Source organism: Cloacibacterium normanense (genome assembly GCF_003860565.1).
In the GTDB taxonomy this organism is placed as follows: domain Bacteria; phylum Bacteroidota; class Bacteroidia; order Flavobacteriales; family Weeksellaceae; genus Cloacibacterium; species Cloacibacterium normanense.
Genome location: NZ_CP034157.1, coordinates 1,321,335 through 1,343,514 on the forward strand (window position 1 = coordinate 1,321,335; position 22,180 = coordinate 1,343,514).

The following is a 22,180-nucleotide window of genomic DNA, read 5'->3' on the forward strand; positions in this document are numbered from 1 at the left end:
GCAAATATACATATTAACTTTTTGCCTTCAAAATTTTTAGAAAAAATTAATTTTATTTAACATTATTATTGCAAAATAAGTATATCTTTGCTAAAAACGTATATATGAAAATAAATTGTTGCCCGAAATGCGAAAACTCCGAAATCGTTAAAAGTGGCATTGTTAAAGGAAAACAGCGCTATTTTTGCAGAGACTGCAATTACTATTTCACTGTCAATAAAATTGGAAAAAAGATAGATGATTACTATGTAACGAAAGCTTTACAACTCTATTTAGAAGGCCTCAGTTTAAGAGAAATAGAGCGTATTCTGGGCATTTCGCATGTCACTATCAGTTCTTGGATTAAGGAATACAATATTAAAAAACCCCCACATTCGGATTTTCATGCTACTTATAAGGTTTTCAAACAAATAGAACTGGCAGAATACATCAGAAATGAAGAAAATCTTAAAGGTTCTGGACTCATCATCACCGAATTCGGAGATAAGTTTATGATGATAAAATGGGAACGTTTTAAAAAGTAACTATACTTATTTACAAAAATATATACAAAATTTTTACAGAGTTTTTTTTATTATCAGTTTAGCGATGTTAAAATCACAAAAAACTGTTTAATATTATGAAGAAAACTCAATTAATCTTCGCTGGTATTGCTAGTTTATTATTTAGCAATGCTTTATTCTCTCAAGAGAAACCAAAAGAATGGGATGTAAGTCTCTATGGTTTTGCAAGAGCAGATTATATTTTCGATTCGAGACAGTCTGCACAGGTGAGAGAATACCATCTCAACCTTTATCCTTTAGACAAAAAATTAGATGCAAATGGTGATGATATTAATGCTACTGGTGCCAGTAATTTTTTATCAGTAGTTTCTCGATTGGGTGTAAATTTTAAAGGTCCCAATGTTTGGGGCGCAAAAGCGAGTGGAAAATTAGAAGGCGACTTCTTTGGAAACACTCAAGAAAGCATTGGTCTTTTCAGATTAAGACATGCTTATGCACAATTGGCTTGGGAAAAATCTTCACTTACTTTAGGACAGACCTGGTATCCTTCTTATGTTCCTGAAGTTTTCCCGGGAGTTGCCAATTTCAGCACGGGAATTATGTTTAATCCTTTTGGCTGGGTTGGACAAATTCGATTCAGACAAAGTTTAACTCCTAATCTTTCTTTAGATTTAGTAGCTTACAAAGACAGAGAGTTTCAAGCTCCTGTAGTTTCTGGAAACGCTAATAACTCTCCTAGTTTTAATTCTACCACTCCTACTTTACATGCACAGTTGCAATACAAAACCAAAAATGTGATTGCAGGTGTAGGTGCAGAATATCAATCTTTAAAACCTGTGATTACTAGTGGTGGATTGGCTTCTGATGAAAAACTGAATTCTACCATGCTTATGGGGTATCTTAAATATTCTAATGAAAACGTAGTTGCAAAATTCTATGGAATTTCTGGTGGAAACTTGCACCATTTGGTAATGCTTGGTGGTTATGCTTCTTATGCTGAAACTAACGGAATAGATTCTTACAAACCTACTAAAACCTCAGCTTTTTGGGTAGATATTGCAAGTAATAAACCTAGTGTAGCACCAGGAGTTTTCTTTGGATATACGAAAAACAGTGGTTTAGAAGACGCTAATTACAAATCACTTTATGTAAGAGGTGTTTCTGGAACCAGAGTGGTTGACAATGTTTGGAGAGCTTCTGCTAGAGTAGATTTCAAACAAAATAAATTTAGAATAACTCCAGAATTAGAATATACTGCTGCAACTTGGGGAGATTTAAAAACCGATGCCACATCAGGAAACAATGAAACCAATGTAGGAAATTTCCGTGCAATGGTAAGTGCTGCATATTCTTTCTAAAAAATTTAAAAAAATATTATTAACAAAACTAAAAAAATAAACACATGAGTCATCAATTTAACACACAAGCAGAGCATGATGCTTACGTAGATGAACGTAAAAAATCTTCAACTCTTTGGAGCATTATCATGGCGTCTTCTCTGGGAACGCTTATCGAATGGTATGATTTCTATATTTTCGGGAGTTTAGCTGTAGTTTTATCTACTAAATTCTTCCCAGCAGATAATCCTACTGCAGCATTTTTATCTACTCTAGCCACTTTCGCAGCTGGATTCGTAGTAAGACCTTTCGGAGCTTTATTTTTCGGAAGATTAGGAGATATTATTGGTAGAAAGTACACTTTCTTGGTTACTTTATTAATCATGGGATTCTCTACATTCTTAATCGGTTGTATTCCAAGTTATGAAACCATCGGTTTTATGGCTCCAGTTTTAGTATTAATTCTTCGTTTATTACAAGGTTTAGCACTTGGTGGTGAATACGGAGGTGCTGCAACTTATGTAGCAGAATACGCAGAACACAACAGACGTGGTTACTGGACTTCTTGGATTCAGACTACTGCCACTTCAGGTTTATTCATTTCACTTATCGTGATTTTGGTGACTAAAAGTTCATTAACTGCAGAAGAATTTGACAATTGGGGATGGAGAGTTCCTTTCTGGATTTCTATTTTAATGGTGGGCGTTTCTTATATCATTAGAAAAAACATGAAAGAATCTCCACTTTTTGCAAAAGCTAAAAAAGAAGGAAAAACTTCAACCAATCCACTAAAAGAATCTTTCGGGAATAAATACAACTTCAAATATGTTTTATTAGCATTATTCGGTGCTGTAATGGGACAAGGTGTAGTTTGGTACACTGGTCAGTTCTACGCGATGTCTTTCATGCAAAAAGTTATGAATATAGAATCTGCACAAGTAGACTCATTGATGGCAGCCGCATTATTTATCGGAACTCCATTATTCGTATTATTCGGTTGGCTATCTGATAAAGTAGGAAGAAAACCAATTATGATGATTGGTCTTTTATTGGCAATTTTCGCTTACAGACCTATTTACAACCAAATGTTTAAACTGGGAGATTTCTCTCAGAAACAAGAATTAAAAGACAAATTCACTTCTGAAGCAACTGCCAAAGTTCTAGAAGGAACTAAAGTAGACTCTATTTATACTACTCAAAAATTCTATGCAGACGGAAGTAATGTAAAAGAAGTGGTGACTAAACATCTAGAAAACGGAAAAGTTTTACTAGACGAAAAAGGAAAAGATAAAGTAGAAACTAAAATCACGAAAACAATAGACAGCACTACCAAATGGACACTTGCTTTCTGGGTTTTCTTACAAGTTGTTTTCGTAACAATGGTTTATGGACCTATTGCTGCTTTCTTAGTAGAAATGTTCCCAATTAGAATCAGATATACTTCTATGTCGCTTCCTTATCATATTGGTAATGGTATCTTCGGAGGTTTATTACCTGCAGTTGCTACTTATTTGGTAACCTCTGCTAAAGACGCTGGAAATCCAGAATATTACTTACAAGGTTTATGGTATCCAATTATCGTAGCGGCAGTGAGTTTAATCATCGGAGTAATTTACTTAGACGGAAAAGATAGAAATGTAGAGGATTAATGATGGATGTGAGATGATGGATGCAGGAAGTTACACAAAAAAAACAGCACCCTGCATCTAACTTCTATCACCCAACAAAATTTTAAAAATTTTTACTAACTTTAAAAAACAAAAAAATGGACGCAATAAAAAAAATATTAGGTATCGTTTGGCTAGCTCTAGCAGCAGTGGTAGCTTACCTTGGGTTGACTGTTCTAGGGATTCCAAAAATAACTTCGGGTAAACAAGAAGACTTGGTTTTCGGGAGCATCATCGTTTTTATTTTAATGCCTATTGTGGTAGGTGGATTAGCAACTTTCGGATGGTATTCTCTGAAAGGCGAATATTCTGCCGATAAAAAATAATTTTTGGTATCAGAAATAAGAGATTTCAGCTTTTCCAGACTTTGGAAAACTGAAATCTCAATTCTGATTTTAAGATAACCCTTCTGAAAAATGAAAAAAAGACACGAGCAAAAATTGGTAATTCTAAGTATGGTGCTTTTTGTATCGTTCAATGCACCTATTTTGCTTTTGTTTAATCAGGTTAAAGCCTATTTTGGGCTTCCGTTTATTTACATCTACATTTTCGGAATTTGGTTCGCTTCAAGTATCATTTCTTTTGTAATATTTAAAAAATTTGATGAATAATTTACAGTTATTTGCCATCATCATGCTTTATTTAGCGCTTTTGTTCTTCATTGCTTACTGGGCAGAGAAGAAGAAGAGTAATTTTTGGGCGAATAATCCTTATATTTATTCCCTTTCATTAGCGGTATATTGCACCGCTTGGACGTATTACGGAAGCATCGGCGTTGCTGCCAATCAAGGTTTAGAATATTTGGCGATTTACATCGGGCCTATTATTATTATTCCCGCTTGGATTGTCATCAATAATAAAATCATTAGAATTTCTAGAGTCAATAAAATCAGTTCAATTGCCGATTTTATTTCTTTGAGATACGGAAACAGTAGATCTTTTGGCGCACTGATTTCCATCGTTTGTATTCTCGCGATTATTCCATATATCGGAATCCAAATTAAAGCGATTTCTGATACTTTTCATCAGATTACCCTTTCTGAAAATTCTGACAATGTTTTTACCGATACTGCAACGTATGTGGTGATTCTCATTGCTATTTTTTCATCTTATTACGGAACGAGATATGTAGATGCTTCAGAAAAAAGATTGGGAATTATTTCTGCTGTGGCTGTAGAAAGTTTCTTAAAATTGATATTCTTTGTAGTCCTCGGTTTATTTGTAACGTATGGCGTTTTCAATGGTTTTGAAGACATCTATGAACAAGCTCAAAAATTTGAAGATTTCGTTGCTAAAAATACTTTTAACGGATTAGAAGGTAGCATTAATTTTGCGATTACTTCTCTCCTTTCCATGTCTGCCATTTTCTTATTGCCAAGACAATTTCACACCACAATTGTAGAAAACAGAAAGGAAAAACACTTAAAAACAGCCATTTGGTTATTTCCACTTTACCTTTTGATTTTTAATTTTTTTGTATTCCCAATTGCATGGGGCGGAAGAATTCTGTTTGAAGGTCAAAATGTAAATCCAGAGCTTTTCCCCATTCTTATTCCTCAAAAATTTGGAAATATATTGGTTTCTGTAATGGTATTTTTAGGTGGATTGAGTGCCAGTGTTTCTATGATTATTATTTCGAGTATTACGCTTTCTGTCATGCTTTCGAACAACGTGATTATTCCTTACGGTTGGATTGATACTTTCAAGAAAAATCCAGAAAATTTCAACACCAAAAACATTGTCAACATCAGAAAAGTGAGCATTTTCATGTTGATTATTTCTGCGTTTTTATTCTACAAATACCTCATCATTAAATCCAGTTTATTCTCAGTAGGTTTGGTTTCATTTGTACTCATTGCACAATTGGCACCTTCATTTTTTGGAGCTATATTTTGGAGAAGAGGAAGTTATTACGGTGCAGTAACGGGAATTATCGCGGGAGTTATTATTTGTTATGTGAATTTGATTATTCCACAATATATCCAGACCATTAACACAGAATTCTCATTGGATAATTATAGAATTCTTGAATTTTTTAAAATACCCTATTTATCTACCATTGCACAAGTTTTTTTCTGGAGCATTTTAGTCAATTCTTTCCTTTTTGCCGTAATTTCTGTAAGTGTAAAAGGCAATTACAGAGAGCGAAATTTTGCAGAAATTTATATTGATATAGACCAATACATTCAAAATCATGAAGGAGCTTACATCTGGAAAGGAAAAGCGAATATTTCTGATATTGAAAAAATTCTGGTAAGATTTTTAGGCGAAAAAAAAACCAAACAAGCGCTGAAAATCTTTAACACAAAATATAATATTACCGATGAAACCGATACTGCTGACTCACGTTTGATTAAATTTTCAGAAAACCTTTTGGCGGGAAGAATCGGTACTGCTTCTGCTAAAATTTTAGTGGAAGGCGTCACCAAAGAAGATAAAATTTCTTTGCCAGAAGTACTCAATATTTTAGAAGAATCTAAAGAAAACATCACCCTCAATAGAAAACTCACCGAACAGTCTAAACAACTCAGAAGACTTTCGGAAGATTTGCAAGTTGCCAACACCAATTTGATTGAAAAAGACAAACAAAAAGATGATTTCCTAGATTCTGTTGCCCACGAACTCAGAACGCCCATCACCGCAATTAGAGCTGCCAGCGAAATTCTGTTAGATGATGACGAAATCCCTACCGAAATTAAAAAAGAGTTCTTAGGAAACATCATTTCTGAGTCTGACCGATTGAACGAAATCATCAATGATATTCTGTATTTAGACAAGTTAGAATCAGGAATTATTCAACTTAATATCCAGAAAAATAATATTGTAGAAACCTATCACAAAGCATTGAAACCTATTGAGCATTTGATTCAACAGAAAAATATTCACCATTCTGAAATTGATTTATTGAACCAAAAAGAATACGAATATGATGAAGCCAGAATGATTCAAGTTTTTCAGAATATTTTAGGAAATGCCTACAAATTCACGGATGAAAGTGGAATGATTCAGACTAAATTTATAGAAAAAGATGGTCAACTGAACATCAGCATTTTCAACACGGGTAAAAAAATCCCTGAAGAAGATATAGAACTTATTTTCGATAAGTTTTATCAATCCAAAAATCAAAACATTAGAAAACCCATAGGAACAGGATTAGGATTAGCCATTTGCAAAAAAATTATTGAAGCGCATAAAGGCGAAATCTCCGCAGAAAATAAAGAAATTGGAGTGGTTTTTAACATTAAACTAAATTCGTAAAAATGAAAAAGATACTTATAGCAGACGACGAACACAAAATCATCATGACCTTAGAATACACCTTCCGAAAAGCAGGTTATGAAGTCTTCATCGCAAGAGATGGCTCGGAAGTTTTAGAATTATTAAAAGAGGAAACTCCAGATATTATTTTACTCGATATCATGATGCCCAATGTTGATGGTTACACCACGTTGCAAGAAATAAAAAAACAAGAAAAACTTAATCAGTGTAAAGTCATTTTCTTATCTGCAAAAACCAATCCTGCAGACATCGAAAAAGGATTGAGTTTGGGAGCTGATGCTTATGTTACCAAACCTTACTCTATCAAGAAACTGGTTCAGCAAGTAGAAGAATTGTTAGCTTAAAATTTAAAAAAATCTACAAAATATTAATTGTTTCAGTGTAAAATCTGAAATCTAAATTCAAAAAATCTAATGTTATGAAAGCGCATGAAATGTTCTTGAACAGTATTGAAAACAAGGAACAATTTTGGGCAGAACAAGCCGACCAAATTCATTGGTTCAAAAAACCTCAAACGATTCTTTCTCAAGGAGAAAACAACTATCCTGTATGGTTTGCAGATGGAGAGTTGAACGCATGTTATCTCGCCATAGACAAGCACATAGAAGATGGTTATGGTGACCAAGTTGCCTACATTTATGACTCACCTGTTACGGATACGAAACAGAAAATTACTTTTAATGAGTTAAAAGAAAATGTATCAAAATTCGCAGGAGGTTTGCAATCGTTAGGATTAAAAAAAGGTGATAATGCCATTATTTACATGCCTATGATTCCTCAAGCAGCTTATGCTATGCTCGCTTGTGCCAGATTAGGAATCACTCATTCTGTAGTTTTTGGAGGTTTTGCGCCTCATGAATTAGCCATTAGAATAGATGATTGTAATCCAAAAGCAATTATTACTGCAAGCGCTGGTGTAGAAGTAAAAAAGAGAATTCCTTATTTGCCTTTCGTGAAAGAAGCTTATGAAATGGCTGCCCATAAACCTGAACATATTGTGGTTTTTGACCGTCAACTTTGGGGCAATAAAGTAGATTGGGAAAATGAACCTCAACTGACTAATTTTCAAGAATTGTTAGAAAAATCAGAACCTGCAGATTGTGTCCCCGTAAAATCTACGCACCCACTTTATATTCTTTATACCTCAGGAACTACAGGAAAACCGAAAGGTGTAGTTCGTGATACAGGTGGTTATGCTACCGCACTTAAATTTTCCATTGAAAAAATTTATGGAGCAAAACCCGGCGAAGTTTTCTGGGCTGCTTCAGATATTGGTTGGGTAGTTGGTCACAGTTACATTATTTACGGACCGCTCATCAACAGAAATACCTCTATTATTTTCGAAGGAAAACCGATTATGACGCCAGATGCAGGAACTACTTGGAGAATTCTCTCTGAATACAAAGTTTCTGTGATGTTTACCGCGCCTACTGCTATTAGAGCGATTAAAAAAGAAGATCCAGATGGTGAATTCATCAAGAAATATGATTTATCCCATTTCAGAACCCAATTTTTAGCGGGTGAAAGATGCGATGTAGCCACGTTAGACTGGTACGAAGAAAAAGTTGGCATCACTCCTATTGACCATTGGTGGCAAACAGAATCTGGTTGGCCTATGTTATCACTGATGCGAGGCGTAGAAGACGATGGCGTAAAACGTGCTTCCGCTGGAAAACCAATCCCAGGTTATGACATTAAAATCTTTGACGAAGAAGGTTACGAACTAGAAGCACACCATGAAGGTTATTTGGTGATAAAACTACCGCTTCCTCCAGGAGCTTTAATGGGAATTTGGGGAGATTATGAAAGATTCCACTATGGTTATTTAGCAAAATTCCCAGGATATTATTTTTCTGGAGATGGCGCCATCAGAGATGAAGACGGATATATTTTCATTACAGGAAGAGTAGATGATATCATTAATGTAGCAGGACACCGACTTTCTACTGCAGAAATGGAAGAAGCCGTTTCTGGGCACAAAGATGTTGCAGAATGCTGTGTAGTAGGAATAGAAGATGATTTAAAAGGTCAAATTCCTTTCGGGTTGGTGGTTTTAAAATCTGGAACTCAAATTTCTGAAACCGAAGTGGAAAAAGAAGTCGTAGCATTGGTTAGAGAAAAAATTGGAGCAGTTGTCGCATTGAAAAACATTGTCGTGGTAAAACGTTTACCCAAAACCCGAAGTGGGAAAATTTTGAGAAAACTTATCAGAACCATGTTAGACGGAAAAGAATTCCAAATTCCTTCTACCATAGATGATGAAGCAATCATTGATGAACTTAAAGAAAAATTCGATGAATATAGAAAATAAAGATACTTTCCTTACAAAAGGAATATAAAAAAATTAAATTTGATATGAAAAATTATGTAATTCACGATTTGCCTGATTATTTCAAGCAGTACAAAAAATCAATCAAGAATCCTAAAAAATTCTGGGACAAAATTGCGGATGAAAACTTTGTTTGGTATCAGCGCTGGAACAAAGTGGTAAAATTTGACATGGAAGAAGCCAAAATCGAATGGTTTAAAGGTGCAAAACTCAATATTACCAAAAACTGTTTAGACCGACATTTAGCAGAAAGAGGTGATAAAACCGCGATTATCTGGGAATCTAACGATCCAAATGAAGAAGCACAATATATTTCTTATCGAGAACTTCACGAGAGAGTTTGCAAAATGGCGAATGTGCTAACAGAATTGGGCGTAAAAAAAGGAGACAGAGTTTGTATTTATTTACCGATGATTCCAGAATTGGCGGTTACCATGTTGGCTTGTGCTAAAATGGGTGCTGTACATTCTGTTATTTTCGCTGGATTTTCTGCTTCTGCGGTAACTTCTAGAGTGAATGACTGCGAAGCAAAAATGATTATCACTTCAGACGGAAGTTACAGAGGAAACAAAGCTATTGACCTAAAAGGAATCATCGATGAAGCCGTAGAAAAAACACCTTCAGTAGAAAAAGTATTGGTGGTAAAAAGAACCAACACCGAAGTAAAAATGAAAGAAGGAAGAGACGTTTGGTTAGATGATTATTATCCAAAAGCTTCTGCTGATTTCGTTACCAAAATCATGGATGCAGAAGACCCATTATTCATTCTTTACACTTCTGGTTCTACAGGAAAACCAAAAGGAATGTTGCACACTACTGCTGGTTACATGGTTTACACCGGTTATACTTTTAAAAATGTTTTCAATTATAAAGAAAATGATATTTACTGGTGTACTGCAGATATTGGTTGGATTACAGGTCACTCTTACATTCTTTACGGACCTTTAACTAACGGAGCAACTACGGTTATTTTTGAAGGCGTTCCTACTTATCCAGAGCCAGACCGTTTCTGGGCTGTGATTGAAAAACACAAAGTAACACAATTCTACACTGCTCCTACTGCGATTCGTTCTTTGGCTAAAGAATCTTCTTCTTGGGTTGAAAAACATGATCTATCAAGTCTTAGAGTGATTGGTTCAGTTGGTGAGCCTATTAATGACGAAGCTTGGCACTGGTATAATGACCATGTTGGCAAGAAAAAATGTCCAATAGTAGATACTTGGTGGCAAACAGAAACAGGCGGAATTATGATTTCTCCGCTTCCTTTTGTTACGCCAACTAAGCCAACTTACGCTACGCTTCCACTTCCGGGAATTCAACCTGTTTTAATGGATGAAAAAAGAAATGAAATTACAGGAAATCAAGTAGATGGAAACCTTTGCATCCGTTTTCCTTGGCCGGGAATTGCCAGAACAATTTGGGGCGACCATCAAAGATACAAAGAAACCTATTTTACCGCTTTCCCAGGGAAATATTTCACAGGTGATGGTGCATTAAGAGACGAAACAGGATATTATAGAATTACTGGTCGTGTAGATGATGTGATTATCGTTTCTGGTCATAATTTAGGAACTGCACCAATTGAAGACAGCATCAACTTACACCCTGCTGTTGCAGAATCTGCAATTGTAGGTTTCCCTCATGATATTAAAGGAAATGCATTGTACGGATTTGTCATTCTAAAAGAAACTGGTGAAAGCAGAGACAAAGACCACTTGAGAAAAGAAATCAATATGCTGATTTCTGACACCATCGGTCCAATCGCTAAATTAGATAAAATACAGTTTGTTTCTGGCCTGCCAAAAACACGTTCTGGAAAAATTATGCGAAGAATTTTAAGAAAAATTGCCGAAGGAGATTTTTCTAATTTTGGAGACACTTCTACCCTACTCAATCCAGAAATTGTAGACGAAATAAAAGATGGAAGGATCAACTAATGATTATTGTTAATTTTTGGTCAAACGAAAACCTCTCATTTTTGGGAGGTTTTTATTTTCCGTTCAAAATTTTTACATTTGTACTATGAAAATCGCTTTCCTCGGACCACAAGCTAGTTTTACACAGCTTGCAACTTCACAAATTTTCCCCAATGAAGAACTTCTGCCACAGTCTAATATTTTAGATTGTTTCAAGGCAGTTCAAGATGATTGGGTAGAAAAAGCCGTAGTTCCCTCGAAAATTCTATCGAAGGAACAGTTTCTATGACGCTGGATTATCTTTATGATTTTGACGGAATTTTTGTGGAAACAGAAGTAGTGATGCCCATTTCTCATCAACTGATGATTCATCCAGACAATACAGAAATTGAGAAAATTTATTCTCATCCTCAAGCTTTGGCACAATGTTATCATTTTTTGGACAAAGAATATAAAGATGTGATTAAGCAAGAATTCGGTTCTACTGCTGCTGCTGCAAAAAGAGTGGCCGAAAATCCTGAAAAAAAATACGCTGCGATTGCCAATTCTTATGCCGCAAAATTATACGGACTGAAAATCATTCACCAAAATATTCAAGATATAGAGCAAAATCACACCAAGTTTATTGTGATTTCTAAAAAAGGAGAAAGATTGAACCTTTCCCAAAATAAAATTACCGAAAAAACCTCTCTTATCATTACTTTGCCAGAAGATCATGCAGGAGGTTTGCATCAAGTTCTCTCTGTTTTTGCATGGCGAAAAATGAATTTAACCAAAATTGAAAGCCGAACCCTGAAAACTGGATTAGGAAATTACTTTTTCTTCATTAATGTGGCGAATGAATGGCATCCTGTCTTGTCTAATAACGCCTTAGAAGAACTGAAATCTCTAGGTACAGAAGTGAAATTTTTAGGTCACTATAACGAATACTTACTAGAAATTTAAACCATTGATTTTTAGCATATTAAATTTATAAATTATAGAAATTTTCAATCTAAATTTATCTAAAAACACTTTCTAAAATCTTTAAATCGCTGTAATTTTGTTTTGAAAATTCAGCGATTTTTTATTGCTGTTTCATCACGGAAGTTTAACCTTAAAACTTAAAAAAATGTCAACTTTAATGAAAAGAAATCCAATGACAGGGTTAAATAGTTTCTTTGATGATTTTTTTACCAAAGATTTATTTAACTGGAATGAAAAAAACCTTACAGAAATGGGATTTACCATGCCTTCTGTAAACGTGAAAGAAACCGAAACCCATTACGAAATTGAAATGGCGGTTCCAGGATTGAAAAAAGAAGATTTTAAAATTAACATCGATCGAAACATTCTTACCATTTCTTCGGAATCTCAAACCGAAAACGAAGAAAGAGATGAGAAGAAAAACTACACCAGAAGAGAATTTAATTATCAATCATTCACCCGTTCATTTACCATGCCTTCTGATATTGTAGATGTAGAACACATCGAAGCAAAATATGACAATGGCATTCTGAAATTGGCGGTTCCTAAAAGAGAAAACGCCAAAAAAGAAGTGAAAACCATAGAGATTAAATAACAAATGAAAACGGTGAGAAAATTTCTCACCGTTTATTTATTCTTCTAGAAGTTTCTGAATATCTTCTATCAATAATTTTCTGTCTGGCTGGAATTTGCCTTTTAAACTCGCATTTTTTCCTTCTTGATCATCATAATTCAGTCCAGAATAATAAAGAATCGGCATGCCATCTTTTCCAAATCTGCATCTCACATTGCCTTCTTTGTCTACCAAAGCCAGCATTCCGCTGTGATTAAGACTTTCTGACTGGTCATCTTTATCGCCTACATAAATATCAAATTCATTGGCTAAATCACCGATGTAATCTCTATTTCCCGTCAAAAAATGCCAACTGGGATTGGTAACTCCAAGTTTTTTGGCATGTGCTTTTAAAAATTCTGGCGTGTCATTTTCTGGATCTATAGAAATGGAAATAATCCCAAAATCTTTGCTCTTAATCGCTTTATCTACGAATTTCAGATTGTTATTCATAATCGGACAAATTGTAGGACATCTCGCATAGAAAAACTCTACTACAAAGACTTTTCCTAGCATATCTGTATTTGAAATTCTACGATTATTTTGGTCGATTAATTCAAAATTTGGCGCCTTCATTACCGTATGAAGACTTTTCTTGAAAAAGTAATTTCCTGCGATAAATGCCAGAACAATAACCACTAAAGCTATCATTTGGTACACCAGCATTTTATTCATTCCAAAACCAGACGCTTTTTTAGGTTTCGTCATGTTCAGAAATTATTTTGCGTATTTTTTAGGATTTTTTTTGAATTCTTCTTTGCAAAGTTTATTACAGAAACCATAGGTTTTTCCTTTATAAACAGCAGTATCTTTTAAAAACTGTGCTGTTTTCATTCCACAAATTGGGTCTTCTTCGTTCACCACTTTTACGTCTAATTTTTGGGTCGTTTTTTTATGGTCATGAACTTTTTTGGTTTCTGGAGTTTGTTGACAAGAAGATAATATAGAAATTGCTACAAAAGCAATGGTTAATATAGATTTCATTTTTTGATTTTTTTAAAGTTAAAATTAATTGAATAAAAGTACGAAAATTAATTTCAAACTAAAGGTGGATGAAAAAAATCAGGGTAAAAATCTTGAAAAGTAAAATTAAAGTGATGGATGAAAACTTTCGTTTTTGAAAAATCCTGATGCTCTTGTTCTTGTATCGCTAAACTTTCCGTAGGAAGAAATAATTGTAAAAACTCCACTTTCTGAATTTTAGTTGACTGATTTTCAGAAGATTTTGCCATTTCGTGTTTCAAGTAGCATTTTCCGTTGCATCGCAAATCAGGTTCAGATTGGTTTTCGCAAAGTTGAGTAGAAATATAGTTGTAATTCACCGCATAATCTAATAATGGCAGCACAGAACGCACTGACATCACCAAAAATAAAAATATGGCAATTACAATTCTCATTTTTTAAAGAATGACAAATTTAAGGAATTTTAAATATAACTCTTTGTGATTTTTGTAACTTTGAAGTGCTACACACATAGCGTTCCTACGGAACGCCTTTCTAGGTGTTCATTATTTCTACAAACCTTTCGTTCCTATGGAACTTTATTTTATTTGGGGAAATTTTCTACACATATAACGTTCCTACGCAACACTTCATAGAAATCCAATCTTTCATCATCTAGCTTCCAACATCCTTACTAAGAATATTTTCCCTTCCATTTTTTCTGCAATTCTTCGCGGATTTTCCTTTCTGTAGCGTTTTCGCCAGGAACATAGAATTGCGTTCCAGAAATTTCATCGGGCAAGAATTCTTGGTTTACAAAATTTCCTTCGTAAGAATGCGCATATTGATATTCTTTGCCATAATCTAAGTCTTTCATCAGTTTGGTTGGTGCATTTCTCAGATGCAACGGAACTGGCAAATTCCCGGTTTGTTTTACGACAGCAAGTGCAGCATCAATCGCTTTATAAGTAGAGTTAGATTTCGGTGAACAAGCCAAATAAACGGCTGTTTCGCTCAAAATAATTCTAGATTCAGGATTTCCAATGACATTTACCGCTTGAAAGCAATTATTAGCAACCGTCAAAGCATTTGGATTCGCCAAACCAATATCTTCAGCTGCTAAAATGAGCATTCTGCGTGCAATAAATTTCACATCTTCTCCACCTGCAATCATTCTGGCAAGCCAATACACCGCTCCATTTGGGTCAGAACCGCGCATAGATTTGATAAACGCCGAAATAATATCATAATGCTGTTCTCCATTTTTATCATAAAGCGCCATCGTTTCTTGCAAAACAGAAAGCACATCTTCGTTGGTGATTTCTTTTTCTTTTACATTTTTGAATTGATTGAGAACCAATTCTATAGAATTAATGAGTTTTCGAGCATCGCCACCAGAATATTGAATCAGCGCTTCTTTTTCTTTGAGTGTAAAATGCGTTTGTTCTTCTTCATTATATCTGGAAAGGGCTATTTCTGCGAGTTCTTCTAATTTTTCAAAACTTAGAGACTTCAAAACATACACTTGTGAACGAGAAAGCAACGCCGAAACCACTTCGAAACTCGGATTTTCTGTAGTAGCTCCAATTAATACAATCCAACCTTTTTCTACCGCATGAAGCAATGAATCTTGTTGAGATTTGTTAAAACGGTGAATCTCGTCTATGAACAAAATCGGTGATTTCCCCGTGAAAAGATTCTGTTTTTTGGCATCTTCTATCACTTCTCTCACTTCTTTTACTCCAGAAGAAACCGCCGAAAGCTTGAAAAATTTCCTTCCAGAAGTAGAAGAAATAATTTCTGCCAAAGTAGTCTTTCCAGTTCCGGGAGGTCCCCATAAAATGAGAGAATTGAGCGTGTCATTTTCTAGCATTTTACGGATAGTTCCGTTGTTTCCAGTAAGATGTTCTTGCCCTAAAACTTCGTCTAGTGTTTTAGGTCTGAGTTTTTCGGCTAAAGGAATATTTTTGTACAAAATTTTGGGGTTTGAGATACAAATTTGAGAAAATTTTTAGGATTTTCTATTTGAATTTGATTTTAAATTCCGTTAAAGTATAAAATCTTTAAATTTCGGCTAAAGCCGAATGGAATTTTCTAAAAAAAGAAACGGGCTAAAGCCCGTTCCTATTGATATTTTTAAAATTCGCAAATTTATTCTTTTTACTATTTCTAAAATTTGAAACCTATTCTTTTTAAGAAAGTGAAAAGAAGAAAAATGGTGAAAAATAGCCGTGATGCTGCCATTGTTTGAGCTCTTTTTTATGTTGGCATAAGCTTTGGGAAAAAAAAGCGAGTGGCTGCAGCACGAAGACAAGTGAAAAAATACTGAAAACGTGTGCTTCTAAAAATTTTAACCCATAATGTGAAAACCACCGTCTACATGACGAATTTCGCCTGTAATTCTAATGTCTTTTCTGAATAAATGCACTACTTCGTGGGCTAAATCTTCGGGATGTGCATTTCCTAGAGGGCTGATTCTATTGGCTCTTTCTACATCTTCAATTTTTAGCGTAGCATTTCCTGCTTTACTTCCCATATATGGTGAAAAACGAACACAATTTGCTCTAATGCCGAAATCTCTTCCTAATTCATAAGCCATTTCAATCGTGAGTCTTTCTAATGCTGCTTTTGCAATACTCATATTGATATAAGGAAAGAATGAAACCTTCTCTGCTGCAATGTAACTTAAAGTAACTATAGAAGAACCATTTTGTAAAACTTTGCTTTTCAATAATGCGTGAGAAAGGCTTATTAAAGAAAATGCAGACACCGTCATGGTATCATTAAATTCATCTGCTGTAACTTCCAGCATGGGTTTTACAGATTTCTGACGAATGGTTTTGTCCATAGCAATCGCATGAAGAAAACCATTAAGCTTAACATTCTTTTCATTTAGAAAATCTGTGAGAGCCTCTAAACTTTCTGGCAAGGTAATATCTAATGGAAAAGTTAGCACATTTTCTCCTAATAATTTTTTACAAGCATTTTCAAAATCATTGTAAGATTTATTAAGAAAACTTTCTGCTTTTTCTGAAAGATTTTTATGAAATGGAGTTACGCCTAGACCTGTACACACTACGTTTCCGTTATTTTTGATGATTTTTTTGGCAACGTACATAGCGAGTGAATTTTCGTCTGCGATTCCTGTAATTAAAAAGGTTTGATTAGTAAACATAATAAAATAGGAGGTTTGAAATAATTGATAAAATTTTAATACACGTCTGAAATTCTAGACTTTATATAAGGCTGCTCCCCAAGTCCAACCAGAACCTACGGCTGCAAAAAGTAAGGTATTCCCTTCTTTTATTTTTCCGCTTTTATAGGTTTCGTCTAAAACTATTGGGATGGTTCCCCCAGAAGTATTGGCATATTTATCCATATTGGTCATTACTTTTTCAAACGGAATATTTACTTCCTCAGCTACTTTTTGTAAAATTCTAACACTTGGCTGATGTGGAATCACCCAGTCAATATCATTTGCCGTTAAGTTATTATCTGCTAAAACTTCGTGAATTACTTCTGGCAATACTTTAGTCGCTGTATTAAAAACTTCTTTGCCATTCATCTGGAAATAGTGAAGCCCTTGTTTAATGGTTTCTTCACTTGCCGGAATTTCACAACCACCAGCTGGAATATTAAAATGATATTTTCCTTTACCATCAGCATGAAGTTTAAAATCTATAAACCCTTTGTCTTCAGTAGTTGCCGATAATAATACCGCTCCTGCTCCATCTCCAAAAAACACAGAATCTTTACGTGACCAATCTGTAATACTCGAAAAAACATCAGCTCCTATCACCAAAACATTTTTATACATTCCAGTTTGTATAAATTGGCTACCAATGGCTAAACCATAAATTCCGCCCGAACAAACTGCCGAAATATCAAAAGCGACAGCATGAGGTGCATTTATTTTTTCTTGTACGAAACAAGCCGTAGAAGGCGCTTGTCTGTCTGGTGTAGAAGTAGCTACGATAATGAGGTTCACTTCTTCAGCTGTAATTCCAGCATCTTCTAGTGCAATTAAAGCCGCTTTAGAAGCCAAATCGCTGGTTACTTCACCTTCCACAATCCTGCGTTCTTTAATTCCTAAATTTTTAAAAATCCATTCATCATTAGAACCTACTGCTTCAAAAAAATCATTTTTTATCACTTTTGGCGGAGTATAAGAACCCGTCCCTTTGATATACGCTCTCTTCATAATCTTATTATTTTATAAACAAATGTCATGATAAAAACTGTAAATAAAAAACATTAACGCATTTTTTTATCATTTTAAAACCTAATTAAACAAATTTTTATAAAATTCATTGCTAATACTCTAAATTGAAATAAATAATTTAAAAATCAAGTTTCAGGAAAACTTAAAAAAAACTTACATTTGTATTTTATACCTCATGCTGAATAAAATTCTCATATTTCCGCTCATTGTATTGATAAAAATTTATCAATATGGAATTTCTCCATGGTTGGGAAAAAATTGCAGATATGAACCTACTTGTTCGCATTATACGGTGGAAGCATTAAAAGTTCACGGACTTTTTAAAGGAATTTATCTAAGTGCAAAGAGAATTTCTAGCTGTCATCCTTGGGGTGGAAGCGGTTACGATCCTGTACCGCCCAAAAAAGAACATCAACATTAAAAAAAATACTAACAAATCAATAAAAATATATGAATTTAGCTACGCTATTATATTTCACTTGGGATCCTTCTAAAGGAATAGAAATCGGGACTTTTACCTTACATTATTACAGTTTAATGTTTGTTTTAGCCTTCGGAATTGGTTACTATTTATTTGTAAAAATGTTCAAAATAGACCACGAAAGCGAAAAAAGTTTAGACACCATTTTCACTTGGACTTTAATCGGAACGATTCTCGGCGCAAGATTAGGTCACGTAATTTTCTATCAACCAGAATTATTTAAACAAGATTTCTGGAGTGTTTTCTTGCCAATTCAGACGGTTCCAGAATTCAAATTCACGGGATTTTCGGGACTTGCAAGTCATGGAGCTGCAATAGTTTTGGTTATTTCTACCATTATTATTGCGATAAAAGTTTTGAAGAAAAATCCACTTTGGTTATTAGACAGATTAGCCATTACCGTGGCTTTAGCTGGATTTTTTATCAGAATGGGAAATTTTTTCAACTCAGAAATCGTAGGAAAACCAGCACCAGATTCACCATTTGCCGTATTATTTCCTCAACAAAGTATGGAATACGGAGAAATTGTTCCACGGTATCCTACTCAGTTGTTCGAAGCATTTTCTTATTTAGCATTATTTTTTGTAATGTGGGGAATTTATCTTTACACGAAGAAAAAATACAGTCAAGGTTGGCTTTTCGGGTTTTTCTTTGCTGTACTTTGGACCATCAGATTTTTAGTAGAATTCTTAAAAGAACCTCAAGGAGAAGAAAAAATCACCCTTGGAATTCTCAATACAGGTCAGGTTTTATCAATTCCATTAGTCATTATAGGATTAGCGGTAATGCTTTATTCTAAAAATTTCAAATACGAAGATAAATTCTAATATCATAAAAAAGGGAAACAGTAAATTGTTTCCCTTTATTTTTGTAAATATTTAAAAACTTCGCCAATGTGCTGAATGACATCTGAAGCAAGCATCGCTTCTTTAGAATGTTTTTCTGCGGTGAAATCCGCAGCTTTCCCATGAAGCCAAACTCCAAAAATCGCTGCATTTTCAGGCGAATAACCTTGTGCTAAAAATGAGGTAATAATTCCCAATAAAACATCTCCACTTCCACCTTTTGCCAAGCCAGAGTTTCCTGTAATGTTATAAAATACGTTTCCTTCAGGAGTGATGATTTGGGTGTGATGACCTTTGAGAACGATATAAATACCCAATTCCTTTGCCTTTGATTTGGCCAATTCTAATCGTTCAAAAGAATCTTTGGATTCTCCAAAAAGTCTAGAAAACTCTTTAGGATGAGGCGTGATAATTGAATTTTTTGGAATTAAATTTAAATTTTCTGAATTTTTAGAAATCAAATTTAACGCATCTGCATCTAAAACCAATGGCTCATTATAATTTTTGAGAAAATGCATTAATTTTTCCTCAGTTTCGTAATCTGTTCCCAATCCAGGACCTATTCCATACGTGAAATCATTCTCTACTGTAAAATTTTTAATAAAATCTTCTCCTCCGTATAAATACATCGCTTCTGGACAAGTGGTTTGCAGAATTTCGTAACCGCATTTTGGCGCCAAAATATAAGTTAAACCGCTCCCGGAAAACAAGGCTGATTTCGTGGCCAGAACCGCAGCTCCAATTTTCCCAAAACATCCCGCTACAATGCATGTTTTGCCATAATTTCCTTTGTGAGAAGTATCTTTTCTTTTTTTATAAATTTTTCTTACGATTTCTTCGTCTATAATATAATGTGGCGTTTCAGTATTTTCTATATATTTTTTACTGATTCCGATTTCTAAAATGTGAATTTTACCGCAATATTCGCTGATTTCTGGATGCAAAAATGATTGTTTGCAGAACTGCAAAGACAAGGTTTCATCTGCTTTGAAAACAACCGCATTTTCGGGAATATTCTCATCGGCAAAGACTCCTGAAGGAATATCAATCGCTATTTTATGAACATGAATTGGGTTGAGTTTTAGAATAATTTTGGCTATTTCACCTTCGATTTTTCTGTTCAATCCTGTCCCGAACAAAGCATCTACAATGATGGAATCTTCATTAATGAAACCCTCATTAAAATCTGTAAAATCTAGAATTCTGATTCCTAAAAATTCTTTTAATCTATGGTAATTGATTTCCGCATCTTTCGAAAAACCTTTCTTACTTTTATCAATGAATACATCTACATCAAAACCTTTTTGATAAAGCAATCTGGCCATTGCGAAACCATCTCCTCCATTATTTCCGTTGCCACAAAAAATAAGAATATTCTGCGTTTTAAGATATTTATGGTGAATAAAATCTGTGCAAGCCATCGCTGCTTTTTCCATTAAATGAACAGAAGCAATGGGTTCATTTTTGATGGTAAATAAATCTCCATTTTTAATTTGAGCAGCTGAAAAAATTTTCATAACAAGGATTGTGTTTTACAAATTTACAACAAAAACTAATCAATATAGAGACTGTTTTTATCTAAAATTTTGAACAAATTTCAAAGAATATTTAGATTAAATTTTTACATTTGTTAAAATATAAATTATAAAACTATGGGATTAATAAAAGAATTTAAAGAATTTATTGCTAAAGGAAATGCAATGGATTTAGCAGTAGGAGTAATCATAGGTGCTGCTTTCGGAAAAATCGTTAGTTCATTGGTAGATGATGTCATCACTCCTGCTTTACTAACACCAGCTCTAAAGGCTGCAAACTTAGAAAAAATCCAAGAATTAAAAACTGATGGTGGAATTTTATATGGTAATTTCCTTGCTGCTGTACTCAGTTTCTTGATTATTTCTTTTGTCATCTTTTTATTAATAAAAGTAATTAATACGATGAAAAAGAAAGAAGAACCAGCTCCATCTGCACCTGCAGGACCAACACAAGAAGAACTTTTAGCAGAAATAAGAGATTTATTAAAAAACAAATCATAAATTTCATAATAAAGAAACTCCGAAAATTTTCGGAGTTTCTTTATTATGAAATTTTTAATATACTTGCAACCTGCATCGCCAATTCTTCACCAATTCTGTCTTGCGCTTCTAAAGTAGACGCTCCAGTATGAGGTGTTAAAGAAATTTTAGGATGAATAAGAATTTTTTCTGATGGTGTAGGTTCATTCACGAAAACATCTAATCCCGCAAAAGAAACTTTACCAGCATCTAAAGCTTCTATTAAGGCTTCTTCATCTATTACGCCACCTCTTGCACAATTGATTAACGCTACTCCATCTTTCATTTTAGCGATTTCTTCTTTGCCGATAATCGCAGATTTTTGAGCAGGAACATGAAGCGTTATAAAGTCCGCTTGTTTTATCACTTCTTCGAAAGATTCGGTTACAATTTCTATATCGATATATTGATTGTTATAGAAATCTACTCTTACACTTGTTTTATCGATCATTACGTCAGAAGCGATGACTTTCATTCCCAATCCAAGCGCGATTCTTGCGACTTCTTGACCAATTCTACCCAAGCCAACAATACCAATCGTTTTTCCTCTTAATTCTAACCCTTTTTCGTAAGATTTTTTAAGTTTCGCAAATTCTGTTTGCCCCGAAACTGGCATTTTTCTATTAGAATCTTGTAAAAATCTGCATCCTGTAAATAAATGTGCAAAAACCAATTCTGCAACGCTTTCAGAGGAAGCAGCTGGTGTATTGATTACATGAAGTCCTTTTTCTCTAGCGTATGCTACTTCTATGTTATCCATTCCTACTCCACCTCTTCCTATGATTTGTAGAGATGGGCAGTTGTCTATGATTTCCTTAGTCACCTTAGTTGCACTTCTTACCAAAAGTGTTCTGATTTTTTCTGCATTAATGTAAGAAACAAGTTCTTCTTGAGGAACTTTTTCTGTAATTACAGTAAAACCTTTTTCTTCTAAAGCATTGATTCCTGACAGCGTTAACCCATCATTTGCTAATACCTTCATTTATATTTTTTTTTTAGATTAATCATTAAAATTTTAGAATCTAT

The 22,180-nt window shown here is 34.2% G+C and carries 21 protein-coding genes and 1 pseudogene; 14 read left to right on the top strand and 8 right to left on the bottom strand.

What is annotated here, in order from left to right:
- Positions 1–104 precede the first annotated feature (104 nt).
- From EB819_RS06045 to EB819_RS06095, 11 genes and pseudogenes are all read left to right on the top strand, one after another.
- Complete coding sequence (locus tag EB819_RS06045) at positions 105–524, top strand: IS1/IS1595 family N-terminal zinc-binding domain-containing protein (RefSeq protein ID WP_069796548.1); 420 nt, start codon at positions 105–107, stop codon at positions 522–524.
- Between the two features lie 95 nt (positions 525–619).
- Complete coding sequence (locus EB819_RS06050) at positions 620–1,861, top strand: hypothetical protein (RefSeq protein ID WP_069796550.1); 1,242 nt, start codon at positions 620–622, stop codon at positions 1,859–1,861.
- 44 nt (positions 1,862–1,905) lie between these two features.
- A complete protein-coding gene (locus EB819_RS06055; protein WP_069796552.1) occupies positions 1,906–3,489 on the top strand; it encodes an MFS transporter in 1,584 nt (527 codons plus the stop codon).
- A 116-nt stretch (positions 3,490–3,605) separates the two neighbouring features.
- Entirely contained in the window at positions 3,606–3,833 is a 228-nt protein-coding gene (locus tag EB819_RS06060) for a DUF6814 family protein (protein ID WP_069796554.1), read from the top strand.
- A gap of 90 nt (positions 3,834–3,923) precedes the next feature.
- Positions 3,924–4,118, top strand: a complete 195-nt coding sequence (locus EB819_RS06065) for a hypothetical protein (RefSeq protein ID WP_069796556.1) — start codon at positions 3,924–3,926, stop codon at positions 4,116–4,118.
- Positions 4,111–6,765 carry an ATP-binding protein gene (locus EB819_RS06070; protein ID WP_069796558.1) on the top strand — a complete coding sequence of 885 codons (2,655 nt, stop codon included), beginning with the start codon at positions 4,111–4,113 and terminating at the stop codon, positions 6,763–6,765. Before EB819_RS06065 ends, EB819_RS06070 begins: the two co-directional genes overlap by 8 nt.
- A gap of 2 nt (positions 6,766–6,767) precedes the next feature.
- Positions 6,768–7,130 (top strand): response regulator transcription factor, encoded by a 363-nt coding sequence (locus EB819_RS06075; RefSeq protein WP_069796560.1) that lies wholly within the window; start codon positions 6,768–6,770, stop codon positions 7,128–7,130.
- Positions 7,131–7,204: 74 nt separating this feature from the next.
- The gene (locus EB819_RS06080; RefSeq protein ID WP_069796561.1) at positions 7,205–9,097 is read left to right on the top strand and encodes an acetate--CoA ligase; all 1,893 of its coding nucleotides are present in this window, start codon (positions 7,205–7,207) and stop codon (positions 9,095–9,097) included.
- Between the two features lie 44 nt (positions 9,098–9,141).
- Positions 9,142–11,052 carry an acetate--CoA ligase gene (gene acs, locus EB819_RS06085; RefSeq protein ID WP_069796562.1) on the top strand — a complete coding sequence of 637 codons (1,911 nt, stop codon included), beginning with the start codon at positions 9,142–9,144 and terminating at the stop codon, positions 11,050–11,052.
- Positions 11,053–11,137: 85 nt separating this feature from the next.
- Positions 11,138–11,976: pseudogene (pheA, locus tag EB819_RS06090) on the top strand (prephenate dehydratase).
- A 166-nt stretch (positions 11,977–12,142) separates the two neighbouring features.
- A complete protein-coding gene (locus EB819_RS06095) occupies positions 12,143–12,592 on the top strand; it encodes an Hsp20/alpha crystallin family protein (protein ID WP_069796781.1) in 450 nt (149 codons plus the stop codon).
- A gap of 36 nt (positions 12,593–12,628) precedes the next feature.
- Here EB819_RS06095 and EB819_RS06100 read toward each other — a convergent pair whose 3' ends face one another.
- The 6 genes from EB819_RS06100 to EB819_RS06125 all read right to left on the bottom strand — a co-directional run bounded on the left by EB819_RS06100 (position 12,629) and on the right by EB819_RS06125 (position 17,753).
- Positions 12,629–13,318 (bottom strand): SCO family protein, encoded by a 690-nt coding sequence (locus EB819_RS06100; RefSeq protein ID WP_069796567.1) that lies wholly within the window; start codon positions 13,316–13,318, stop codon positions 12,629–12,631.
- 9 nt (positions 13,319–13,327) lie between these two features.
- Positions 13,328–13,594, bottom strand: a complete 267-nt coding sequence (locus tag EB819_RS06105) for a YHS domain-containing protein (protein ID WP_069796568.1) — start codon at positions 13,592–13,594, stop codon at positions 13,328–13,330.
- A gap of 53 nt (positions 13,595–13,647) precedes the next feature.
- Positions 13,648–14,007 carry a hypothetical protein gene (locus EB819_RS06110; RefSeq protein WP_069796570.1) on the bottom strand — a complete coding sequence of 120 codons (360 nt, stop codon included), beginning with the start codon at positions 14,005–14,007 and terminating at the stop codon, positions 13,648–13,650.
- A 239-nt stretch (positions 14,008–14,246) separates the two neighbouring features.
- Positions 14,247–15,527: a replication-associated recombination protein A gene (locus tag EB819_RS06115; protein WP_069796572.1), complete on the bottom strand. Its 1,281-nt coding sequence runs from the start codon at positions 15,525–15,527 to the stop codon at positions 14,247–14,249.
- Between the two features lie 375 nt (positions 15,528–15,902).
- Positions 15,903–16,727, bottom strand: coding sequence for an SDR family oxidoreductase (locus EB819_RS06120; protein WP_069796574.1), 825 nt, complete (start codon positions 16,725–16,727; stop codon positions 15,903–15,905).
- A 54-nt stretch (positions 16,728–16,781) separates the two neighbouring features.
- Positions 16,782–17,753, bottom strand: a complete 972-nt coding sequence (locus EB819_RS06125) for a 3-oxoacyl-ACP synthase III family protein (protein ID WP_069796577.1) — start codon at positions 17,751–17,753, stop codon at positions 16,782–16,784.
- Between the two features lie 196 nt (positions 17,754–17,949).
- Between EB819_RS06125 and yidD the strand changes: the two genes are divergently transcribed.
- Together yidD and lgt are read left to right on the top strand one after the other, a co-directional pair.
- Positions 17,950–18,195, top strand: coding sequence for a membrane protein insertion efficiency factor YidD (yidD, locus tag EB819_RS06130; protein ID WP_069796578.1), 246 nt, complete (start codon positions 17,950–17,952; stop codon positions 18,193–18,195).
- Between the two features lie 29 nt (positions 18,196–18,224).
- Complete coding sequence (gene lgt, locus EB819_RS06135) at positions 18,225–19,082, top strand: prolipoprotein diacylglyceryl transferase (RefSeq protein WP_069796581.1); 858 nt, start codon at positions 18,225–18,227, stop codon at positions 19,080–19,082.
- 35 nt (positions 19,083–19,117) lie between these two features.
- On the opposite strand, the gene EB819_RS06140 is transcribed toward lgt, so the two are convergent.
- Complete coding sequence (locus EB819_RS06140) at positions 19,118–20,617, bottom strand: bifunctional ADP-dependent NAD(P)H-hydrate dehydratase/NAD(P)H-hydrate epimerase (protein WP_069796583.1); 1,500 nt, start codon at positions 20,615–20,617, stop codon at positions 19,118–19,120.
- A gap of 135 nt (positions 20,618–20,752) precedes the next feature.
- Between EB819_RS06140 and mscL the strand changes: the two genes are divergently transcribed.
- The gene (gene mscL / locus EB819_RS06145) at positions 20,753–21,136 is read left to right on the top strand and encodes a large-conductance mechanosensitive channel protein MscL (RefSeq protein WP_069796585.1); all 384 of its coding nucleotides are present in this window, start codon (positions 20,753–20,755) and stop codon (positions 21,134–21,136) included.
- 43 nt (positions 21,137–21,179) lie between these two features.
- Here mscL and EB819_RS06150 read toward each other — a convergent pair whose 3' ends face one another.
- On the bottom strand, positions 21,180–22,136 hold the full coding sequence (locus EB819_RS06150; protein WP_069796587.1) for a D-2-hydroxyacid dehydrogenase: 957 nt from the start codon (positions 22,134–22,136) through the stop codon (positions 21,180–21,182).
- Positions 22,137–22,180: the final 44 nt, after the last annotated feature.